Annotated in this window: 16 protein-coding genes; 4 read left to right on the top strand and 12 right to left on the bottom strand. The window is 41.1% G+C overall.

Annotated features, from left to right (window positions below):
- The 5 genes from N475_RS05995 to N475_RS05975 form a co-directional block, all read right to left on the bottom strand.
- A partial coding sequence (locus N475_RS05995) for a response regulator (RefSeq protein WP_211270605.1) occupies positions 1-609 on the bottom strand: 609 nt, incomplete at its 3' end.
- A gap of 10 nt (positions 610-619) precedes the next feature.
- On the bottom strand, positions 620-2,761 hold the full coding sequence (locus tag N475_RS05990; protein ID WP_063364853.1) for an ATP-binding protein: 2,142 nt from the start codon (positions 2,759-2,761) through the stop codon (positions 620-622).
- 23 nt (positions 2,762-2,784) lie between these two features.
- Positions 2,785-5,817: a DEAD/DEAH box helicase family protein gene (locus tag N475_RS05985; RefSeq protein WP_063364852.1), complete on the bottom strand. Its 3,033-nt coding sequence runs from the start codon at positions 5,815-5,817 to the stop codon at positions 2,785-2,787.
- A 4-nt stretch (positions 5,818-5,821) separates the two neighbouring features.
- The gene (locus N475_RS05980) at positions 5,822-6,424 is read right to left on the bottom strand and encodes a class I SAM-dependent DNA methyltransferase (protein WP_063356108.1); all 603 of its coding nucleotides are present in this window, start codon (positions 6,422-6,424) and stop codon (positions 5,822-5,824) included.
- 441 nt (positions 6,425-6,865) lie between these two features.
- A complete protein-coding gene (locus N475_RS05975; protein ID WP_063364851.1) occupies positions 6,866-8,371 on the bottom strand; it encodes a calcium-binding protein in 1,506 nt (501 codons plus the stop codon).
- Positions 8,372-8,785: 414 nt separating this feature from the next.
- Here N475_RS05975 and N475_RS05970 point away from each other — a divergent pair, with 414 nt between their 5' ends.
- Together N475_RS05970 and N475_RS05965 are read left to right on the top strand one after the other, a co-directional pair.
- A complete protein-coding gene (locus tag N475_RS05970) occupies positions 8,786-9,733 on the top strand; it encodes a sensor histidine kinase (RefSeq protein ID WP_063364850.1) in 948 nt (315 codons plus the stop codon).
- Positions 9,730-10,287 (top strand): heme NO-binding domain-containing protein, encoded by a 558-nt coding sequence (locus N475_RS05965; protein ID WP_063364849.1) that lies wholly within the window; start codon positions 9,730-9,732, stop codon positions 10,285-10,287. The genes N475_RS05970 and N475_RS05965 overlap by 4 nt, the downstream gene beginning before the upstream one ends.
- A gap of 16 nt (positions 10,288-10,303) precedes the next feature.
- Here N475_RS05965 and N475_RS05960 read toward each other — a convergent pair whose 3' ends face one another.
- The gene (locus N475_RS05960; protein WP_063364848.1) at positions 10,304-10,888 is read right to left on the bottom strand and encodes a hypothetical protein; all 585 of its coding nucleotides are present in this window, start codon (positions 10,886-10,888) and stop codon (positions 10,304-10,306) included.
- 175 nt (positions 10,889-11,063) lie between these two features.
- Positions 11,064-11,699 (bottom strand): thiopurine S-methyltransferase, encoded by a 636-nt coding sequence (gene tmpT, locus N475_RS05955; protein WP_063364847.1) that lies wholly within the window; start codon positions 11,697-11,699, stop codon positions 11,064-11,066.
- Between the two features lie 150 nt (positions 11,700-11,849).
- Here tmpT and N475_RS05950 point away from each other — a divergent pair, with 150 nt between their 5' ends.
- Positions 11,850-12,242: a helix-turn-helix domain-containing protein gene (locus N475_RS05950; RefSeq protein ID WP_063356102.1), complete on the top strand. Its 393-nt coding sequence runs from the start codon at positions 11,850-11,852 to the stop codon at positions 12,240-12,242.
- Between the two features lie 68 nt (positions 12,243-12,310).
- Positions 12,311-12,490, top strand: a complete 180-nt coding sequence (locus tag N475_RS05945) for a hypothetical protein (protein ID WP_063364846.1) — start codon at positions 12,311-12,313, stop codon at positions 12,488-12,490.
- 322 nt (positions 12,491-12,812) lie between these two features.
- On the opposite strand, the gene N475_RS05940 is transcribed toward N475_RS05945, so the two are convergent.
- The 5 genes from N475_RS05940 to N475_RS05920 form a co-directional block, all read right to left on the bottom strand.
- Positions 12,813-15,905, bottom strand: a complete 3,093-nt coding sequence (locus tag N475_RS05940) for an efflux RND transporter permease subunit (protein WP_063364845.1) — start codon at positions 15,903-15,905, stop codon at positions 12,813-12,815.
- The gene (locus N475_RS05935) at positions 15,902-16,975 is read right to left on the bottom strand and encodes an efflux RND transporter periplasmic adaptor subunit (RefSeq protein ID WP_063356099.1); all 1,074 of its coding nucleotides are present in this window, start codon (positions 16,973-16,975) and stop codon (positions 15,902-15,904) included. The genes N475_RS05940 and N475_RS05935 overlap by 4 nt, the downstream gene beginning before the upstream one ends.
- A 242-nt stretch (positions 16,976-17,217) precedes the next feature.
- Positions 17,218-18,069, bottom strand: coding sequence for a formyltransferase family protein (locus N475_RS05930; protein WP_063364844.1), 852 nt, complete (start codon positions 18,067-18,069; stop codon positions 17,218-17,220).
- The gene (locus N475_RS05925) at positions 18,069-19,184 is read right to left on the bottom strand and encodes an acyl-CoA dehydrogenase family protein (RefSeq protein WP_063356097.1); all 1,116 of its coding nucleotides are present in this window, start codon (positions 19,182-19,184) and stop codon (positions 18,069-18,071) included. Before N475_RS05925 ends, N475_RS05930 begins: the two co-directional genes overlap by 1 nt.
- A complete protein-coding gene (locus tag N475_RS05920; RefSeq protein WP_063364843.1) occupies positions 19,181-19,627 on the bottom strand; it encodes a type II toxin-antitoxin system RatA family toxin in 447 nt (148 codons plus the stop codon). Before N475_RS05920 ends, N475_RS05925 begins: the two co-directional genes overlap by 4 nt.
- Positions 19,628-19,630: the final 3 nt, after the last annotated feature.

Here is a 19,630-nt window from a genome sequence, read left to right as displayed (position 1 = left end):
TTTTTCATGCTCTTGCCCTGGGTATATATAGGTCTCTGCGATATTACTGGGATCTTGGCTATTAGTACTTTCTAACTCCTCTATAATATGTGACATCGCAAATCTAAGTAACTGCTTGTGAGTTAAACCACAGTAAGGAGATTCAGGTGTGAAATGTTCAAGAGACTCCGGTATACTCTTCCAAAATACTTGTCGTAATGCCTTCTCTAAAAGGCCACTTCCACCAAATACTTGTGTTAAGCCTGTATTAAAAATACCAACTAAGAAGTCTAATGCATTATCATAGCCTTCGTCCCTAGTGAACAATTTCATCAAAGGTGCAGATTCAAAGTCTAAATTATTTGGTGTACCAGTCAAAACTGCAATTGGTATCCTAAAGTTATTTTTTATCCTATCAATTACTTCGTTTCCGCCATTAATATTATCTTTTAGCTTGAGGTCTATAATTGCTGCATCAAAACTTGAATCTAGTTTTGATAAAGCCTCCTCTAAGCTTTCTGCAATCTCATATTTATAGCCAGCAACATTATGCTGCTCAATATAACGTTGAAAAGTTACCTCAAAGTCTTCAATACAGCTTATTTCATCTTCAACCAAAATAATCTTCATATAATCGCTCCTAATCCTTAACCTGTAATCGAAAGTAAGCACCAGATTCCGCCTCATAAGCTTTCAAAACAAGAGCGTTTCTATATGCAGCTTCGCCTGCTATTGGCAAACCAATTCCGACACCTCCCTTTTTTAACGTAAACTGAGGTTCAAATATAGCCTCTGACTCTATCAAATTTTTTGAAATTCCTGGCCCATTATCTCTAAAGTCAAGGTATTGGAAAACACCATTTTCAGAAACTAAACTTATACTAATTAATGGGTTAGAAATATTTTTATCTATAAGCCAAAACAAACTATTATCTATTAAATTAGTTATAATCACATATAGATCTGTCTCCCAAGCATCATAGTCAATATCTAAGTCACCTTCTAGCTTAACCTCAACATGACTATCATTAATTAAATTCTCAAAGACCATTATTGAGCTGCGAATAACTTTTGATAGCTTAACTAACTTTTTCTTTCCACGGCTTTTTGAAGCTAGCGGATCTAGTCTTGAAAAAAGTTCTTTTATTGCCTCAGAGTTTTTATTAAACCCATCCAATGAATTTAATATTTTTTCTTGCAATTCATCACCACCTTCAGCTATAAATTTTTCAAACCAAAAATCCAAGTTTTTAGATTGATTTTTAAAATAGCCTATCGGCCTCCTACCTTCATGTATGACAACATCAATTATTTTACCGAGCGTAGCCTGACCTTGATATATTGCAACTTTCTTTCGAATATCTTCAATTAACCTAGCGCTATCATCTTCTTTAGTTTTAAGTATATTTTTTATTTCTTCTTGAGCTTTTTCAGATACACCTTCAGACTTCAACCACTTTGAAATTTCTTCATTTACATTATTAAAAGAGAATAACTTTTCAAAATTACTTTCAATTTTGGTAGCTTCTTTATTTATTCCAACTTTTCTTCTATAAACATATCGCCTTTCCTCTAGCTCAGTTATAACCCGCTTTACAATATCTGTTAGGTTTTTAAACGCTACATTATCTTTTAAACCATCACGAGCACTAGTTTCCTTTAAGTTTGATTTACTCTCACTTTGTATTCTTACAAAGCCAACAACTTGATTACTACCAATATTAAATGAAGGGTTTTGTATCCTTTGCTGATTTAATTTAAGCCAATCAAAGTTAGCATCTCCTAACGGCCTTATTCTAAAGCCATTTCTGTATACACCAACGCCATTAGACTGGTCCAGCAACCGTTTAGTCTGTGTCCTAGATAAGTACTCCCCATCCTCATTAATGAGGCCGCGCTGAATCAGCTTATCAATAGATGAAGTTTCCCTATCATAAACTCTGATATCGACTTCAATAATTCCACATTTAGTTTTAGTTTCATATTTAAAGTCAATCTGTTCTTCTTCAACCGCTTTCTCCTTATTATTAGAGTATTTTAAAAAACCATGTCCATTTTCATTTATTTTTCCAGTTACTTTGTAATCATAGAAATCAAAAAGCGGAAATGGCTCTATTTTTTCAGGCTCAGAAAAAAGACCATTTTTATTCAAGTTATTAACATCAAGGTATATATCAAAACTATCCAGTTCATCTCCGTGTACCGGCGATATAAGTTTCTTTAATTCAAATTTTAAATCATTAAATCCATTTTCATTCCAAAAATCATAATATTCCCCTTCTGCAAGTATGGTTATGCATGTACCCGTTGTTGGTGATGGTTGCTCTGTAGTTACATCTAAATTTACTTCATCCATATATTTGGCATTTTCGAAATCATTCCAATTAATATTTACTAGAACTAACTCTTTTCCAGAAGAAGCTGTTCTCATGTGAAATTGATCTCCAAGAATTGCAGCGGCATATCGACCAAGGCCTTTTTGCCCCTGCATAACTCTTCCATTGGGGCTAACTTTTCTTCTTAACTTGTCATCCGTAGAAGGAATTAACCATTTATCAAGAACAACCTCTTTAGTCATTCCGTGTCCATTATCGACAACCGAAATTTCAACCTTTTTATTCACATTATCAAAATTAAATTTTATATCTACACGTGTAGAATCTGCATCGAAAGAGTTTTTTACTAATTCCATTACTGCAGAATAATTATCTTTGATAAGTTCACGTCCAATAGCTAGAACATGCCGGCCTGCAGGCCTTAGCTTGTAGTTATCTTTAATCATGTTTGCTTTTCAAATCCTCTCATTTAAAATTCTCTCAACCGCGCAAACGTTACAAACTCATCACTGGCTTCCATGGCTGCATACTCTGGATTTCTTGCCACAAGTAGGTAAGTTACTTCACCTTGCGCATTTATCTGTTTTTGTACATCGCGTAATAAAAATTGCTCATCACCTGCGCTATCAAAGCGCTCTATGGCAATGGTGGTATTGGTGATCGAGCCTGCGTTATCGGGTGTGATGCGCTCAAGTAGGAGTAGATCACCATCTAAAATCGGGTGCTTTCCGCCGTTCATGGAATTGCCGCTGGCGTGCGCCAAAAAGTGTTTTTGAGGGTTGACTTTACCGCAGCCTTCAGGGGCTGGCAGGGTTGTCATATCACTGGTGTCGCCCGTTTTAAAATGGCCGCACGCGATTTTTAAATTTGGGAAATATGGCAGCTGAATAATATCGGCTTCATCCGCTGAATTATCATGAGGAGGTGCACTTTCCACTGAGGTTAATTCAGCGCCTATTGAGCTGTCGTTTTTACCCTCAACCTCTTGATGACTAGTGCTATTAGCTTGCTGCTTTTCAAACTCGGCTAACTTATCACTTTTACTTTTGAGATAATTAGCTAGTCGATATTGGCTTAGCTCAAGTATGCAGTCATAAAGCTGAGCTACATCTTGCTCATTAACCTCGATGTTGAGCTTAAACAACGCATCCTCAATGGGTGTATTTGCAGGTTGTTCAACCACAAACCAATGATGGTCTTTGCGCTTGTGCACAGGTTTAGCAATGTCAGTAAACGCATTTATCGGATTGATTAACCAATACTTAAACCAAGCTGCACTGCCTTTGGTTTTACTTTGATCTTTTTTTGCAATGTCTAAAGCACGCAGCTGCGGGTAGTGCATCAACACATCGTAACTTTTATCGGCCAAAGCCTTTAAACTGGGGGGATTTGAAACCCCGTCCAATGCAACAAACGCTTCCAACAAAATAGCTTTAAAGCATTTGGTCATGGGGGTTTGCTCAACGCCTTTATGTAAGAATATTTTGAAAGGCGTAAGCCAATGTGAGGTGATGGATTTGCTAAGCCCTGCGTTTGCTACCAGCTCAAACCAACTGCCCTGCTGTTTGGCTTTTTTAATATCACCATATTCATGGAAAAACTCACTGGCACTGGGGCCATGGCCGAGTAGTTCAGCAAGATTTTGATAGTCTTCAAGTGCTGTGGTGCGCTGCGCTTTAGCAAGCTTTTGCCAAAAGTCGGTAATGGCCAAATCGTAATTAATAAAACAACCATCGGGTAATGTGCTGTTCTGCTCGTTGTGCTTTAGTTTTGTCGCCAATTCTTTAGGTGAATGTGCGCCAAGCAAAGCATAGGGTTTGTTTAAAAAGCTGTGGTGATTACCAATAAAATCCATCACCACTAAATGAGTTTTATCAGGGCATTGTCTGAGCCCTCTGCCAAGCTGCTGCAAAAACAAAATTTTAGACTCGCTGGGCCTGAGCATCATCACGGTATCTATGCTTGGAATATCAGTGCCTTCGTTGAATAAATCGACACTGAATATGACCTGTAGCTTGCCAGATTCCAACTGAGCGAGCGCTTCACAACGTTTTATCTTTGAGTCACCGTGTACGGACGCTGCGCGGATCCCCGCCTGATTAAAGTACTCAGCCATATGATCGGCATGCACTCTGGAAATACAAAACGCCAGCGTGCGCGTTTGTGCAAGCTTGTTGTAGTGCTGTAGTGCATGCTTGGCCCTTTGCTCTGTGGCAAAGTGATTATCTAAGCTCTTTGGATCAAATTTACCATTTCGCCATGGTATGGCGGTGTAGTCTACGCTTTCATCCCAAATACCGTAGTAATGGAATGGCGCGAGCGTTTTCGCATCGATGCCTTGCACCATGTTACGCTCATACACGAGGTTATTGTCACACAAACCCAAAATATCAGCTTGGTCGGTGCGCTCTGGCGTTGCGGTTAAGCCCAGCAAAAATTGCGGAGTAAAATACGACAAAACATTACGATACATTTTACTGCTCGCATGATGAAATTCATCAACGATGATGTAATCAAAATGCGCCGCAGAGAAGTTAGCTAAATTACTGGTTTTACCAAGTGTTTGTATTGATGCAAACAAGCAATCTGACTCGATGTTTTTAGACTTTGCGTTGTAAAAACCAACTGTGCAGCCAAGTAGGTGAGTAAAGGTTTTAGCGGCTTGTGTAAGGATCTCGTCACGATGCGCAACAAACAAGATTTTTTTAGCTTTTACCTGCTGTACATCCAGTGCCGAGAGCCAAGTTTTCCCCATGCCAGTTGCCAGTACCACAAGGCCCCGTTTATAGCCATTGGCTCTGGTTTGGGTGAGCTGTTTTAGTGCTGCTTGCTGCTCGGGCCTAGGGGGGAGCACCTCAAATGGGTCTTCAGTGGTATCCGCTCTCACAGCGCGAAACTCAGGTTTAACTCTGCGCTTTTGATACTCGTCAATCCACTGACTTGTTAGATTGGTGACTTGTGGATGGTTAAATACTGCCTCAAACGCTCGTTTAAATTCAAAAAAGGCATCATCGTTGCTGTTTGGTGACATAGGCAAATAATCATGCCGAAAAGTCCATTCGAGTCCGCTTGTCAGTGCCACTTCACTAATATTATTCGAGCCAACAAACGCGCTGCCCTCATATATCTGCCCGTTTTCACCCTTTGTTTTGGTGAAAATATACGACTTCATATGAAAGCTATCTTGGGGTTTGGTCTCAAATACCCTGAGCTCTGCCCCCAAACTGTGTAGAGATATAAGCGCTTTTAGTGCCTGCGGACAAGTATACCCTAAGTAATCAGAGGTAAGTAGTTTGAGGCTCGTGTCATTATTCAGCGCGGTGTACAAGGCATCAAATAGTAAATTAAGCCCAGAACGCTGAATAAAAGAGACAGAAATCTCGATTTCATCGGCGTGTTCGATGGCGTGCAACAGCGCAGGAAGGAGCGGGTCATCTCCTCCGGTATAGAGTTGTTTTTGGGTGTTTAGTTGCAATGTTCTTCCTTGGTTAAAACTATTCACTTAATTAATCCTTCCTAAGTAAACAATTTAACCAAAGTTCGTTCTCTCGCCTGGGCCGCCTATCTTCAGTCACCCATACTTTTATGGCATCCAGTGAGGGTAGCCCTTCAAGTAACTGCGCTAAGCCTTTTTCATCGAGATCTGAGAAATGCCGCTCGCCGTGCATTCGCTCCCCTTGCCCGTGTTTAAATGAGGCGTACATGACCCCTTTAGGTTTGAGTGCTTGTTCGAGGTTTTGCATAACGCGTGGTAAGTTACTTTGCGCTACATGCAGTAAACTGGCACACGCCCAAATACCATCGAACTCATCGACGTGATTGAATGATTCAAAGCGTGCATGTTGCACTGGTTGGTTTAGCAGGTTGGAAGCAATTTCAACGAGCTCAGGACAGGCATCCATCGCGCTTACCTGAAAGCCTTGCTTTTTGAATGCCAATGCATCACGGCCACTGCCACATCCCGCATCGAGAATATGTAGCTGCGAATTGGGTTTATCTTGCAGTGCTTGTAAAAAAGGCGTGTATAGTGGCTGCATATCTACATTCAAAGTAGCATCTGCAAATTCTTGGGCATGTTGACTATAATAATGGAAAGTAGACTCGGACATCGCTCACCTTTTAAAAAATATAACTATGCGGTGACGCGTATGAGCGATGACTAAAAAGGGTTAGTTCCTGCTATACACGGTTCAAAAGTCCTTTAACCGCTTACTTCTAGCACTCAATAGAATAAGTAACTTTGTATTACTTATTCTATTGAGTGCAGTAATTAAACACGATTCTCCCCACTATTTGTAGTGTTTTAGCTCAATTTTTGAGTCTTTTTTTTCTAAAACGGGTGAGCTTTAAAAAATCCAAAAAATGAAAACTTTTTAGAATACATTTTATCAGCCTTTAAACTCAATTACAGAACATTACATAAAGTTGTATAAATCAGTATGCCCTCCTTATTTTTGTAGGGGTAGACAACCTAACAAAGGATTTGGCAATCTTAGATGCCAAAAAAGCCCACGAATGTGGGCTTTGCGACATAACATCTAATTGCCAGATTAGTTGCTACACGCGACGGAGTCGCCATCCTTGTCATAGCATGACTGAGAGTAGCCCAATTGAAACTTACAATAGTAAGCTACTTTATTTTCTACACAGTTGGTGTAAGTACCATATGCGCCATAGCCTAATCTAAACGTCACATTCCATTCATAGTAGGAATATGGGGCCGTGTTTTTATTTGACTGCCAACGTTTAAATACTGCGGGCGAAACAATATCGTAAAGCACGGAGGGCTTTTGGTTTTTACCGTAATCTCTCCAGCCTTTTTTAAAGCCAGTATGCGAACCGTCTAACTCTACTGCGGCATTTGCGGCGTCGTAATATGGATTATCAAAGTTCTTTTTCTTATCTACTTTGGAAAGTAACCCTTGATAGTCTTTTACCCAAGTTGTGCTTTCGCAGCTATTAAGAAACGCCATACCTTTGTCTTCGCCTTTTCCGCATGTTCCTTCCGGTGCGCTGTCGCCAGTCCATATGTAATCACCGTTCTTACCACCATGTATTTTGGCATCGAAATTAGTCGAAAGCGCAATAATCACGTCATTTCCGCCACCGCCTTCTTGGTTAGAGTTTTCTCCATTGGTGACAATAATGTCATCACCACCATTGCCCCATGCTTTGTGCCAACGCTGGTTATTTGGGTTCCCATCGCCGTTTTCGAACAGCGCATCATCTCCTTCTCCCCCATAAAGTCGGTCTTCTCGGCCACCATTTCCCGTTAAATAGTCATGCCCATCATCGCCGTATAGGGTATCACTTCCACCACCCCCACTGAGTACATCATGGCCACCGCCCCCATACAATTTATCTGCACGGTCGTCATCATCATTACATGCTGATTGTTCATATATATCTGCGCCATTGGCGTTTTCAAGAGTACAGCCACCACCAATATAATCGTTGCCATTTCCACCATACAGAGTATCAGACCCCTGTCCGCCCATAATCAGATCACCGCCATTTTCTCCGGTAATGATGTCGTTGTTATAGGAACCCAAAAGTACATCGTGACCCTCACCACCACTGATCCTATCATTACCATAACCGCCATCGATTTCATCATTCCCTCGATCTCCAATGATGAAGTCGTTGCCACTGCTGCCAAATATTTTGTCGTTGTTATTCCCGCCACGAATATAGTCGTTCTTACGGCCTGTAGTGATGTGGTCATTGCCATTACCGCCATACACCTTTTGTACCACAGCAATGTCTTTACCATTGTAAGTATCGTTACCACTATTTAGAGAGGCTTGTATTCCATTAATTTGGCTTAGGTAGAACTTATCACAGCTGGAGCTATTACCCACTTTTCGAGTTACAGTTAAATTGTCACCCGACAGGCTCAAAGTAAACTTTTCACTGCTGCTTGTGCCGTTAATTTTAAGTGTTTCGCCATCAAGATAAGCCGACGCACCATCGCTTAGGCCACCGCATCCCGCCATTGCGTAATTAGATAGCCCAAGTGCTAAAGCCGCGCAGAGTGCACTTTTATTAAATGTCATTTTTATATCCTCAAAGTGATTGATAAAAAGGCATTTTTACTCCTTCATATGCCCGTCTTTGAGGAGACTAGAAAGCAAATAAGTAAGAAAAGTGAAGATAAAACCACAACATATGAATTGGCACCAATGGCATATATTTTGGCGTCATAGGCAAGTTTAATCTTAAAATTCACACTCTTTTAGCCAGTTTCTATTTTGCAAAAAACCTTTCGTATTTTGCAAATTGCGAATCAAATCTTCGTTTTAAACCCTTTGCAAAATGCAAAAACAAGCATTTTTGCAGCATTTGGCTATGTATTCCGCAAGTGTTAACAACTGTTTTTATTAGCAAAAAAATATCAAAAATGGTACTACGCCATGATTTGGAGCCATTCTTGCAGCACTCATGCAAATTAACTCAGTGCATGGGTGTGTATGGTGGAACAAGTAACAGATAAAACAGTTGCAATACTCGAGAAAAAACTTCAGCGAGCGCTTGCAGGAAAAGCACTCGCCGAGAACCTACTCGAGTCAAAATCTCGCAGTTTGTACAAATCGAACGACGAACTATCCAATGCTATAAAGTCGCTAAAAAGCCAGGAGGCACAATTGATTCAACAGGAAAAAATGGCGTCGCTTGGGCAGCTATCCGCAGGCATTGCACACGAGCTTAACACGCCTGCGGGTTACGCACGTTCAAATATCGAAACACTGCAAATGTATTTGGTCACATTGCTGGCTTACCAAAAAGACTTGGAGGATATGGTGAGCGACCAACAGGCAATGCTAGACCTCAAATCCAGTTATGACGTGGCCATAATTCAGGAGGACATTCCAGACTTAATGGAAGAGTCGATCTGCGGCTTAAACAAAATCGCTTCTATCGTTTCAGAGCTCAGAAACTACACCCATGTAGACAACGAAGAGATGGAGCAAGAAGATCTCAGCTTAGTTTTAGACCAAGCAATTAACCTTGCACACAGTAGCTTTAAGCATCACGCAACACTCGACACACGCCTAGAAAAAGACCAAAAGATTCTCTGCAAACCAAATCGTCTGTGTCAGGTATTTGTGAACTTACTCGTCAATGCCGGACAAGCGGTCAGCAAAGGTGGAAAAATAACCATTACTAGCTCGTCAGACGAACACTACGTTTACTGTGTGGTGCAAGACAACGGGACAGGTATCTCCCAAGAAAACATGCGCAATATTTTTGATCCTTTTTTCACGACTAAACCAGTTGGAAAAGGAACCGGACTCGGGTTGTCCATTTCGTACAAAATCATCGAGCAACACGACGGCCATATCAACGTTGAAAGCGAACAAGGTGTGGGCACGACCTTTACCATTACATTACCCAAACCACAGGAACAAAATGTATGAAAGGACATATCTTTATCTTACTAGAGGACTTTATCTCTGAAGTGGCCGGCGATGAGCTTTTATACGATGCACTTGACGCCTGCTCATTTGATACGAAGCAAGGTTTTGTGCGCACAGAAAATTACCCGGATGAGTACCTCGTTGAGCTCGTTGGTATTGTTGTAGACAAAATAGGCATGCCTCTGTCGCAAGCACATTTTGGATTTGGTCAGTGGCTATACCCGAAGCTTGCCAGTCTATTGCCAGCCCAGTTTACCCAGCACCCTCACCCTGCATATGTACTCAAAAAGTTAGATGACCTTCATAACATTGAGCTTAAAAAGCTTTATCCTGACGCGCAACCACCAGCTTTTAAGTATGTCTCTACCTCTCCATATAGCGCTGAGCTTATTTATACCTCTCCAAGAAAGCTGTTTGATTTGGTAAAAGGTGTTTTGGCTGGCATGAGTGACTACTACAATGTTGAAATCACAGTCGACATGCAAGCGCATTGGCGTGGCGATGAAAACTGCGCTCGTTTCTTATTGAGCTACAACAAAGGTTGTGATGCTTGAAGCTATGCAAATTTAACTAGGTCTTAGCGTTAATCCTCTCAGACCGATTTTGCCACATTTTATACATGCTTTTTATTGGATAATATGTATATAAAACACATGCAAGTGACGCGTAAATACTTATCATCAACTTGAAGTACACGGAGCTAATCAAGGTCACATCATAGTAGCCGCGAGATATAAGTTGGAACATGTACAAGGTAATCGGTATAAGCCCGAGATAATATGCAATCCGAGCTGTTGCCGAAAATGAGCAACTTCTCATTGCATGTAACGCGTACAATGACAGATATAAAAGCAAGAAAAAGAAAACTTTACTTAAGTAAAATAATTTACGTCGCAGCAAATAGTCAGTATCTAAAGAAATGATAGAAGCTGTGATGGCTGTGTCGATATAATTAAATAACGCAAAGACCAACAATGTAAAACTCCATGACACATAGTCATGTTCATCTTTGCCCTCTAGTTTGTAGCGCGTATTAAAAAATATCCGCGCACCTCGTTTTTTAATCCCTATTGCAATAAAAACCGCTGATAAAACCACAACAAAATCGAGTAACCTGTAAGCCACAGACGCATAAAGTTCTACTACTGATTGCACTAACTTCCTACCGAAAAACATTAATTTCTCAAGGGGTTAACCTTGAGGTTTTGTAAGTTACAACTATCAATTGTAACTAAAAAAGGAAAGCAACACATCATTAACTAAACAATTAGTCATATCAAAGAGCTAAGTGGGCTTTCCTTTTGCGTTTTCCTTACCCCACATTTGCAGTTCAAGAGCATAACAACCAGCACGCTTCTTGCGCTGGTGCAATACCCTTCATATTCTCATTAGAGTCAATCGTTTCTAGCTGAGTGATTTTGTAATCTTGCCCATAATAAGTGTTTAATCTGCTTTGGCTTAGCGCAAAAGGAGGACCTGCAACTAGGTTTTGATCGTATAAGTACCCTATCAATAATTGAGGTGCCTTTTTGGTAATTTCCTTAAGTACATCACAGTATCCAGTCAGCATTGCGTCAGGCATAGCTATAAATGCGGCTCTGTCATAAATAGCATCAACCTTCTGTAAGAGTTCAGAAGTCATTTCAAAAAAATCACCCACGTATACCGTTAAATCATGGTATATGTATACTTCAAACTTATCGATTTTCTTTATTTTGGGCTCAACGCCTAACTCATTAAAGAGTTCTTCAACCGCCACTTTGCTAAGTTCAGCGCCAGTAACCCTGTAGCCCCTTTGTAGCAACCACGCGATGTCTCTTGTTTTTCCACACAATGGCACAAATATATGGGCACCACGCTCAAGATTGAGCGCTTCTACATGCCTCTCAAGCAGTTGATTTACTCGTCCTTCGTGAAATGCAATTTCGCGAGATTGCCACTTATCAAACCAAAATGACGCTTTCATAGTTACACCTTTTGCTAAATATTCGACACCAGCATACAACTTAAAGCCGACTTTAAGTCAATAGTGGATCAATCAATTTATTCTCTGTGCTTAACAACACTTAATTATTGTGCCAAGGTAAAAAAATCTGATTTTATCTTGGTGTGCATCATGCTAGACATTGGAAAAGTTACAAAACTTACAGGTGTTAACGCTTCGGCGTTGCGCTACTACGAATCAAAAGGATTAATCCAACCTGCAGGTCGAAATGGTATTCGCCGTTACTATTCAAATGATGTTATTGAGCAATTATCTATTATTGCGTTAGGCCAGCTAGCAGGGTTTTCTCTTGACGAAATTGCATCTATTTTCACTGATGAGGGAGTGAATATTAGCCGCGAAAAACTACTAGAAAAGTCGCAAGAAATTGAATCTAAAATCAAACAACTTCAGGCTGTACAAACAGGTTTGCAAAAGGCGGCAAACTGCCCACAGTCAAATCATTTAGATTGCCGAAACTTTAGAAGGCTTATGAAAGTTGCAATAAATAGCAATAGTAAATAAAAATAATTCATTGATTAAATTTAAAATTGTGCTAACTTTATTAAAGAAAGTTTAATAAGGAAATAAAAATGAAACTTAAAATAAATAAAAAGTCGATTAAATCTCTTTCATCAAAAAATGTACAAGTTCCACTGGCACAAACACCACAAGTAGCTGGAGGTTTGCCACAATTCCCTGCTACACGTATAGATAAAGGCTGTCCTTGGTTTACGCATGTTCAGGCAAGAACCTGTCCTAACCCGTATTAAACTTATTCCAATATAAATCAGACTCCCTGGAATAAGTGCCCCTAAACCTAAGGTGATACGGGGCACTTGTTTTCATTGTGCTCATACATAATATGAACTCTTCCACATATTGATATATATGCCGAAATATATAAAGAAAGAAGTCACATCCATGTGACTCTGCTTGCTTGGAAGAATATAAAGCTGCTACGACTATACTTCAAAGTCAGGTTAACCTTAAATTATGCAAACAAAATGGATATAAAGTTCATTTTTTAGTCAGTCATATATAAATAAAAGCCCGCTATTAGCGGGCTTTATAAGTTATGAATAACTAAATATATTAACTAAGTCGATTTAGTTTTTTGTGTGCTGGTGAAAACTTTCTCTTTTGCATCATCCAATAACAGCTTGGCACAAAAAAGAAGGACAAAATCGTGGTAAGGACGGTTCCACCTGCAATCGCAATTGCAAAAGGTGGCCAAAAGCTTCCTCCAGCCAAAATCAACGGTAAAAAGCCCCCAACCGTAGTGATTGTTGTAGAAGTTATGTGCCTTGCGCAGGTCATGACGGATTTAACAATATCATCGGCGGTTTCGGCATTATTCGCTCGTAGCTCCGAAAGGATTACGATGGCGGCATTAATGGCAAGCCCCATCAAACCCAATAGCCCGATAATAACAGTGAACCCAAATGGATGCCCTGCGATATAAACACTTAAAATGCCCAACATAGCTGATTGAAACGCCGTAATCAAAATTAGCCCGGTTGTGGTAAATGAGTTAAAGGTCAAAACTAAAACAGTAATAAGTAAGACAAAGATCACACCAACCTTGCCGAGCAAGCTACCTACAGCTTGATCGCGCTGCTGAGACTCCCCGCCTATTTCTAACCGATAACCAACAGGTACTATTAACTGGGATTGCGCAAGCTGTGCTTGAATGTCCTGCAGTACTTTAGCTGGCAACACATCTGTGCGTAAAAAGGCTTCAACCACATTAACACGCTCACCATTGCGGCGATGAATAGTACTCTGTTCTGGTACTATTCGGCTGGTCGCAAACGCTGACAATAGCAAAGGCTGGCTCCCCATTACTTCAACATCAGCCAGACCATCTAAGTCTGCACGATAGTGATCTCCAAATCTCACTTTAACAGGCACTGTTTCGGTATCTTCCAAAATACTTGCCACTTCAACACCTTGCGATTGTGCTTGCAACTGGGCGGCAACTCTCTGAGCCTGCGCACCAGCATGAGTCAACTGTGTTTCGTGGGCTAGCAGCTCAACTTTTGCAGCGCCCGATTGCAAGGTCGTCCTAGTATGAGTCACGTCAGCATGGGCAATTACGGTTTGCTTTACTTGTTGTCCTAGCAGCGCAAGCTTGTCCAGTTCAGGCCCAAAAATGCGAATTTCAATTGGCGCATTAAACGGAGGCCCCTGCTCCAATTTACGAACTAATGTTTGAGCTTCTGGAAATGCTCTATCTAGCTCGTGTTGTAAAATTTTAATCAGTTCGTTTGCACGCTCAAAATCTGTGACCTTAACCATCGCTTGAGCGTAATTTCGTGCCCCTTTGTCTCTTTGCAGCAAATTGTAATAAAAAATAGGAATATTGCGCCCTACCATCCAATCCAATCTTTCGATCCCATCATGCTCTAGAATATGCTTTTCCATTTTCTCAACCAACTCTTTGGTTGCTTGAATACTTGCATTGTCTGAAAGCCTCACCTCAATGTGAAACATGTCCCTGTCAGCTGGTGGAAAAAACTGCTCTGTTAATTGCCCAGCAGAGATAAAGCCCAATATGGGCAATACCATTACGCCAGAGGCTGTTAAAATTGGCCGTTTTAAAGAGCCTTTTAGTACTCTTTCAAAGCTTGTACTTAACTTAGAGATCGTCAGGCCTTGTGCCAATAAACCTTGTTTATTGGCAGACTCTACTAGAACATACCTTCCGGCAAAAACAGCTATCAAAGAATGCGAAATTAAATAGGATCCAATAAGAGCAAAAATAACGCTAAGCGCTATGCCACCGACAAACTCCCCAGATGGTCCAGGCATCAAAACTATCGGCGCAAATGCCAAGATCGTGGTCAGTGTTGAACTAAGCAATGGCAACCAAAAATGATTTACCGCCTTTGACACCGCCTCTAGTATTTTCATCCCTTGCTGTCTAAAGCGCTGTACTGCATCGGTAATCACGATGGCGTTATCTACCATAATCCCCAGCGCTACGACCAATCCGGTTACAGAAATTTGGTGAATAGGCAGACCGTATATATTCATACAGGCTAGTGTAAACATCACGGTAAGCGGCAGTGCTAAACCTACAATAATTGCAGCTCTGAGTCCCAATGTTAAAAACAATACGGTCAAGATCAGAGCAAAACCCATTAAAATATTTTCTAATAATCCACCAAGCCTTTCCTCTGTATATCCCTTTTGGTCAAACAAACTATGTAATTGGATATTGTTCGGTAAGGTCCGACTGAATTCAGCAAGCTCGCTGTCAATTTGCGAAGAAAACTTGTCAATACGCACATCTGGTAACATTCGAATACCGAGATAGGCGCCATTCATACCGTCTATCCAAGCAATCTCTAACTGAGGGTCAACCAAAGTACGCTCAATGCTGGCGATGTCCCGAAGCAAGGCCTGACCAAATAATCCATCACTCTGAATTGGGATAGCAGCGATGCGTTGTACTGAAGTAAACTCGCCGCTCAGTTCAACTTGCATTTGAATACTCTGATTGCTGAGCATCCCTGCTGCCACTTTCGCATCTGCGTTTTTCACAGCTTGTGCAACTTGCTCAAATGACAAACCGGCTAGTTTAAGTTTAGCCGGGTCTAGCGTGATCCTAATTTCCTCATCAGCCACACCAAATAGATGCACTACCTCAACGCCTGCTTGATTGCGAAGTCGATTCCTCAGTTCCTTGGTGTATCGATTCACAGCCACTTGTTTGGTTTGCTGAAGCGACAGTGAATCACTTTCATCTGGCTCGATAGTCAGAGCAACGATTTTTGTGTAAGCATAACCTCTATCATCCTCTAATAGTGGAGACGATGCATCTTGCGGTAATTCTATTTGTACATCTGACAATAAATCTCTTAACCGTGACCACACAGGGGCACTATTGGTGACATCGTCACCCAGCTCTACACTCAGCACAGAAATGCCAGCCCGAGACATCCCTATCAGATTTTTGATTTCAGACTGTTGTTTTAGCTTTTGCTCTATTTTTTCTGTTACTTGTGCTTCAACACGCGCAGCTGAAGCTCCTGGCAGGTAGGTGGTAACAAATGCAAAGCGGTTATTAATCCGAGGGTCTTCGGTCCTTGGTAAACTGTTGAGCGCAGCAAAACCAGAAACCAACAACAAGGCCACAAGCAAAGCTTGAAAACGCGCGTTGTTAAGCAAGTATGCAATCATCGCTGCTCACCTCGAGTTGCAATAGATTGCACAATATCTACTTTTATATTGGCAGCAACTTTGTGTGTGCCATTTGCCAAAATAGACGCGCCGCTTCTCAGGTCGCCATCAATATAGGCATATTGCCCATCGCTATGCAGCAGTTCGACCGCAGTTGGCTTGAGGTGGCCAGAGACAATTTCATACACTTGCCACGTCCCGCGCGTACCATTGGTAAGTGCACTCATTGGGATCCAAAACCCTGCTTTGTTTTGTCGTTTAGAGATGGTCATTGCAGCCATTTGACCAGAAAATACGTTCGCATTATTGGGCAATGAAAAACGTAACTGCAATGTTCTGGAGATTGGGTCTAAATTTGTACCACCGGATTGTTTAGTCCCTTTAAACACTCTGCCGCCAATATTAATGGGCATGGTTTCTTGAATATTGGTGAGCAGTCCTTGAGGAACACCAATTCGCACTTCTGAATTCCCCTGCTCCAAAATCCTTATCGCAATTTGTCCTGGGCCAACGATTTCACCAATTGAAATTTCGCGAGCGGCAATTACTCCATCAAACGGCGCCTTGAGCGTGGCTTTATCCAAACGCACTTCCATACCTTTTAGTTTTACATTTAGAACTCGCTGCTCTGCTTGTAAGACTGCTATTTGGGAACGATTTTGATCAAGTTGCTGTTGGGCAGAGTAATTAGACTTGCTCAGTTTTAACAATCTATCACTGTCTTGTTCCGCTAAGGTGAGTTGCGCCTTAATTTTGTCTAGATTAGCTAATAGCTCTAGCTTTTCAATTTCTAGTAATTGAGTGTCTTGCTTTGCCAGCACTTGTCCACGCTCTACCGCGTCACCTTGATCAACGAAAAATGACTCAACAACTCCGTTAAACTCAAAGCCAATTTCTGCTTCTTGACGTTTGACAACCAGCCCTGTCACTTGCCTTATTTGAAAAAAACCATTGGCTTGTTGCAAGCTGTAGGCAGCAACAGGTAGCCCTTTATTTGCTGAATTAGGCTGTTCGTCAGCCCATAACAGCAAAGAGCCAGTCAACAGCATCAAACTCAAAAACACTCTCATACAATATCCTTGCGATTTCCAATACCCTTTATACTTCAAAAGTCAGCTAAAAGATTTCTGCTGGCTTCCTTAACTTTAACGCTATTTCAAACCCTATGTGTAAAACACATAAAGCAGGCTAAATGATTAGCCTGCTGTGGTCTTGAAAGATACATTCAATTTAGAATAAATACCCTAGCCTTCATTGTACCCTTGTATACTTTATATACTAGCGATATCAACAAATAAGGCTTTAAATTATTTCATTTTTCAATCGGCTTGCTTTCCTGACTCTTTGCTTTACCTACCCCCATAAAATTCAATACCCAGCGTAAATCAATCATTTTAAGCGTTTGATTTAATAACTTTAGATGAGTTCTATCAGGATATGAAAAGTAACTACCACTTTGCGTTTGAGCTTTGGCAACGGCCTCGCCAGACACCACCTTGCCTATTACACATTCGAATAAATCTGGGAGGTGACTACTTACTTGCCTATCAATGTCAAGCAAGCACGTTGCATGAGTCACTTCAATCGCTTGCTGAGCAATTATGGGCCCAGCATCGATATCCGTATTCTCTACCCAATGGGCCGAAATACCGAAATTTTGCTCGTTATACAAATAACTAAACATGATAGGAAACAAACCACGGCAGTTGGGTAACTTTGCAGGGTGAAAATTCACCACGCCTTTGCTGGGTGCTTCAATAATGTTTGGCAGTAATATTTGATCAAAGTAGTAAATCGTCAACAGATCGATTTGGTGACTTTTCAACAAAGCCTCAACCTCTGGAGTATTGACGTTTTTCACATGGATATGGTCAATTCCCAGTTCTTTACAGCGCTGCTCAACACTCGGTAGTACATCAACACCAAACAAACTAAGTACAGGCCTAATCAAGCTCAACAACACCATTTTCACAAATAAATACTCAGTGAATCTGTAACCTCGATACCGCATGTTTCGGTATGCTTGCTTAATAAAACCACCGTTTTTGCGTGAGTAAGGATCGCTCGTAATCACGAGTGAAATGGTATCTTTGTGATTGTCTATTACCTCTAAAATGGCTTGTTGTGTTGCCATATTTTCGATATTGCACAGCGCCAATCGCATTACACCATCTCCAATTGCTGACCACTAAAATACTGATTTAATGGTGAGTACATAGCTTGTTTTGCCGGGGGGTGAAAATTAAATGCATGGACAATTTGGGCAATCGTGCCAAAGTAACTGTCGTTAATGTAATTAATCCCACCCACTAAACTCAATGTGGTTTGAGTCACGCTGGCCAATACATCTTGTAGCTGATACCGTATGGCCAAAATATGCGCTAGCGTGTCTTGGGTTTGATTATTCATCTCATTGGCAACCGCTTTTAGCGATAAAGTACTGGCCTCCAATTGAATATAAGCGCGTGCTTTATCGTCTCCACTCAGTCGGCCCTGTTCACATGCTCTAGTAACGAGCCCATAAACCATGCCTAAATATGACGCGCAAGTAATCAGTTCAAACCAAACAAACCCTGCAATATGTGATTGATAAGCAGACTTTTCGTCCACATTAACCATCATAGAGTGCGGCACAAATACGTTATCCAGCACTACGGCTTCACTTTGACTTGCCTGTAAAAAAGGCGCCTGCCAAAACTTTTCGACTGAAATCCCCTCGGTGGCTTTGTGTATCATCGCAACCGCAAAGTAAGGTTCTCCCTGTCTAGGTTCTACTTGAACACTCGCCGTTAAAAGGTCCATACAATGGGCCAAACTACACGGTTTCTTAACACCAGATATGACGTAACCTTTATCCACTTCTTTAGCTTTTATCTGACTTTTTAAGATACTTTTTCCAATCTGACCTTCACTAAAAGCAGACGATACCAATAAGTTGGAGCGGCAGATGCCTTCTAACATTAAAGACTCTAACCCATTGCCCACCTTTGCCATTTCTTGCAATGTTGCAATAGAAAACTGATGCATCCCGGCAGCAATAGCGAGGGACGGAGAAGCGCCGCCCAACGCCATTTGTAAAAGCACACCTTGCCATGCTGTAAGGCCTTTACCGCCATACTTTTCTTTTACAAGCGTTGCCGCGCCACCCGCTTCACGAAAAACGTTGATTGCTTCACTTTGCGTCCCTTCCAACCTTTCAAAATCAGTTTCATGAAGGTACTTTGCAAGGTCCGGCAGAGTATCACTTAACAGCTGTTGCGCATGTTGGTAAATACTCATGCAACCGCCTTATCGCTCTCAGTAAAGAGTTCGCTCAGCATTTGCTCAACATTTTGTTTAATCGCTGACTCTGCAATTGGTTCAAGAATATCGGCAAGAGTTGGGATCCCCATACAAAAACGCGCATCGAACGAGACTTTTGACTCAGACTCATTCACTGCTTCAATCGTCCAGCGGCCCTCGAAAATATCCGCATCTCCTGCTGTTTGGGTAAAATCAATGGTTAAGTTCTGTTCATCAAAAACATCTTTTTCAGTCCAAGACATTTTGCCGTCATGAAAATGGACTAACCAAGTTGACTCTGATTCGTTTTGCGATATTTCTTTTACTTCTACCGAAATTACCGCTTGGCAATGGCTTTCAAACGACTTGAAATCTGCAATTTTGTCAAAAGCTAACTGAACTGGTGCTGCTACAATCTTTATGTAATTAACTTGTCTCATGGT

The sequence above is a fragment of the Pseudoalteromonas luteoviolacea DSM 6061 genome (genome assembly GCF_001625655.1).
Taxonomy (GTDB): Bacteria; Pseudomonadota; Gammaproteobacteria; order Enterobacterales; family Alteromonadaceae; genus Pseudoalteromonas; species Pseudoalteromonas luteoviolacea.
Note: the sequence above shows the minus strand (reverse complement) of the source record. Positions and strands in the feature narration are given on the sequence as shown.

Coding starts and splice junctions, on each gene's coding strand:
- N475_RS05990 (WP_063364853.1), bottom strand. CDS start 2,761: ATGATTAAAGATAACTACAAGCTAAGGCCTGCAGGCCGGCATGTTCTA.
- N475_RS05980 (WP_063356108.1), bottom strand. CDS start 6,424: ATGTCCGAGTCTACTTTCCATTATTATAGTCAACATGCCCAAGAATTT.
- N475_RS05975 (WP_063364851.1), bottom strand. CDS start 8,371: ATGACATTTAATAAAAGTGCACTCTGCGCGGCTTTAGCACTTGGGCTA.
- N475_RS05970 (WP_063364850.1), top strand. CDS start 8,786: ATGGTGGAACAAGTAACAGATAAAACAGTTGCAATACTCGAGAAAAAA.
- N475_RS05965 (WP_063364849.1), top strand. CDS start 9,730: ATGAAAGGACATATCTTTATCTTACTAGAGGACTTTATCTCTGAAGTG.
- tmpT (WP_063364847.1), bottom strand. CDS start 11,699: ATGAAAGCGTCATTTTGGTTTGATAAGTGGCAATCTCGCGAAATTGCA.
- N475_RS05950 (WP_063356102.1), top strand. CDS start 11,850: ATGCTAGACATTGGAAAAGTTACAAAACTTACAGGTGTTAACGCTTCG.
- N475_RS05945 (WP_063364846.1), top strand. CDS start 12,311: ATGAAACTTAAAATAAATAAAAAGTCGATTAAATCTCTTTCATCAAAA.
- N475_RS05940 (WP_063364845.1), bottom strand. CDS start 15,905: ATGATTGCATACTTGCTTAACAACGCGCGTTTTCAAGCTTTGCTTGTG.
- N475_RS05935 (WP_063356099.1), bottom strand. CDS start 16,975: ATGAGAGTGTTTTTGAGTTTGATGCTGTTGACTGGCTCTTTGCTGTTA.
- N475_RS05930 (WP_063364844.1), bottom strand. CDS start 18,069: ATGCGATTGGCGCTGTGCAATATCGAAAATATGGCAACACAACAAGCC.
- N475_RS05925 (WP_063356097.1), bottom strand. CDS start 19,184: ATGAGTATTTACCAACATGCGCAACAGCTGTTAAGTGATACTCTGCCG.
- N475_RS05920 (WP_063364843.1), bottom strand. CDS start 19,627: ATGAGACAAGTTAATTACATAAAGATTGTAGCAGCACCAGTTCAGTTA.